This is a genomic window from Mesotoga sp. UBA5847, assembly GCF_002432735.1.
GTDB lineage: Bacteria > Thermotogota > Thermotogae > Petrotogales > Kosmotogaceae > Mesotoga.
Genome location: NZ_DJGL01000073.1, coordinates 29,771 through 32,290 on the forward strand (window position 1 = coordinate 29,771; position 2,520 = coordinate 32,290).

General features: G+C 45.4%; 2 protein-coding genes. Both read left to right on the forward strand.

Annotated features, from left to right (window positions below; all coding sequences use genetic code 11):
* Positions 1-351 precede the first annotated feature (351 nt).
* Entirely contained in the window at positions 352-519 is a 168-nt protein-coding gene (locus B3K91_RS08310) for a hypothetical protein (RefSeq protein ID WP_292594621.1), read from the forward strand.
* A 436-nt stretch (positions 520-955) separates the two neighbouring features.
* On the forward strand, positions 956-2,512 hold the full coding sequence (locus tag B3K91_RS08315; protein ID WP_292594625.1) for an IS1634 family transposase: 1,557 nt from the start codon (positions 956-958) through the stop codon (positions 2,510-2,512).
* Positions 2,513-2,520: the final 8 nt, after the last annotated feature.

A 2,520-nucleotide genomic window follows, 5' to 3' on the forward strand; every position in this document is an offset into this window, starting at 1 on the left:
AAAACAGAAGAGCTACACTAAACCACTTGTGTCGATCCCCCTGGGTTTTTTGCTTATCAGTGATCGACGGAGAAGTAAATCAGGATTTGGATTTCCAGATTCCTTTTTCGCCTATCACAAATGTATGATCATTACTGAATTTAGTACCAGGTGTCCAACATATTTGTGATGCTGAGATTTCTGCTCCGAATTCTTCTTCTTTAGTTGTTTCAAGTCCAATCAAGGGCTCTATATTGCCACTCGCGGAAAATAGGGACTCCATTTTTAGGAACAAGGCGGTTCCTCGTTCCGACGCTTCGCTTCCACGTTCTCTCTGTCCTAGAACCGGCTCTAGGGTATGGGGTTTAGGGTATGGCAAGAGCTGAAAGAGCGAGAAGAACCGTCCCTCGTACTTTCAAGAGCATAAACCCGTTCGTTCTTGGAAGAGCGGGAAGAGGAGAGAGGAAGAGAGAGAGAGAAAGAGAGGGCGAGAGGACGCGAAAAACGGTACAGACGTCAAGTCTGCTGCGCAGGAAGTGATGCCCGGAGAAACGTCCTGGGAAGTGATGCGCCGAAAAGCATCGGCGGAAGTGATGCCACCTTCGGTGGGACGCAACGCACTGAAGAGCATCAGTGGACGCAAGGCTGGCGAAGATCACGCCAGGACGCAAGGCTGCCTTTGGCAGGAGGCCTTCTCAGGTCAACCGTCAACAGTCCACCGATAAGATCAATCGAGAAAGAGCATTGTCGAGAGTTTCGCCTCGAGAGTGCGAGAATTCATAGTTGACCGTCAACAGTCCACCGTCCACCAAAAAGAGCGTTTCAAGAGACTTAGAGAGGTTATTCCTGACATCCCGCTTGTTTTGTAACTAGGTTTCTTCGAAGGCAACATAGCATCTTCGTTACAGTATCTTGTGGGCTTGCATTTCGTGCATTTATTAGGGATAAGTGTATACCTATTGAGAGGAGAGAATGCATGGCTCATCGTATTCATGTAAGAAATAAGGATACAGGGGTTACCTACGTTTATGAGGGAATATCTTACTGGGATAAAGAGAAGAAGCAGCCACGGAATAAGAGAGTGTGTATAGGAAAGATCGATCCTGAAACAGGTGAGTTCATTCCCTCAAAGAGACTTAATCCTGAACAGGCTGCTGTAAGAGATCCCGCTGTTCCTGCTACTGCAAAGATTGTTGGTCCTGCAATGGTGCTTGATGCAGTGAGCAAAGAACTCGGGCTGGAGAAGGTATTGAAGGGTTGTTTTTCAAAGTTGTATCGGCAGGTTTTGTGCATGGCATACTACCTTGCTGTGCGTGGAGGTCCGCTGAGTCACTGTGAAGCTTGGAGTAAGAGTCATAGCAATCCATATGATGCCATACTCACAAGCCAGAGAATAAGTGAGATACTGAGGTCTTTAGGCGATGATGAAAGAGAGACCTTTTTTGCCAGGTGGACAAAGAAGGTGGTTGAGAACGACTATTTGTGTTATGACATTACATCAGTTTCTTCGTATGGAGAGCTTAACGAGTATGTGAAATATGGATACAATAGAGATAGGGAAAAGCTGAAACAGATCAACCTTGCACTTCTTGTTGGTCAACAGAGTCAGTTGCCCGCATATTATCATCGCTTACCTGGAAACATCAATGATGTAAGTACCTTGCATCACTTTCTGAAGACATTCAGTTACCTTGAACTACCCAAGCTACATCTTGTCTTGGACAAAGGGTTCTACAGTCAGCAAAACATAGACGAACTACTTGCTGCAAGAGACAAGTTCACTCTGGCCGTTTCCAACAGTCTCAAGTGGGTTAAGGGCATCATCTATGAGACCCGAGATAGTATCCAGACCCCAGAAAATTACCGCAAGGTCGATGGAGAGATCCTGTATGTACACTCAAGACTTTTCCTTTGGGGCAAGGATAGGCGACGCTGTTATGTTCATCTCTACTACAATGCACATGCAGCAGCCACTGCAATGGATACATTCACTGAAGAATTACTCTCTTACAAGGAAGAACTGGCAAGTGGGCAGACTGTAAGTGGTCATGAAGAGGCATACGATGCCTTCTTCACCATTAAGGAAACACCCGTCAGAGGGAGGAAGGTGTTGTTCAATAATGAAGCGATTATGAAATACCGCGATCGTTACGCAGGTTTCCTCGCAATCTTGACTAACGGCATTAAAGATCCTGTAGAAGCACTAAGGGTATACCGAAATAAGGATACGATCGAGAAGTCTTTTGATGACTTGAAGAATCAGCTGGACATGAAACGCCTGCGCATTCACAGTGCTGCTTCTATGGATGGCAGACTCTTTGTTCAGTTCATTGCCTTGATCCTTATGAGTGCTTTGAGAAAGAAAATGCGTGATACAAAACTCATAGAGAAATACACCGTCCGAGAACTCCTTCTCGAGATGGAAACATTAACTCAGGTACGATATTCAGGCAAGTACGGTCATATCCTTACCGAGATTACCAAGCCACAACGCGAAATACTCCAGAGTCTGAAGATTCAACCAAAGACATAGGTATAATT

Coding starts and splice junctions, on each gene's coding strand:
- B3K91_RS08310 (WP_292594621.1), top strand. CDS start 352: ATGGCAAGAGCTGAAAGAGCGAGAAGAACCGTCCCTCGTACTTTCAAG.
- B3K91_RS08315 (WP_292594625.1), top strand. CDS start 956: ATGGCTCATCGTATTCATGTAAGAAATAAGGATACAGGGGTTACCTAC.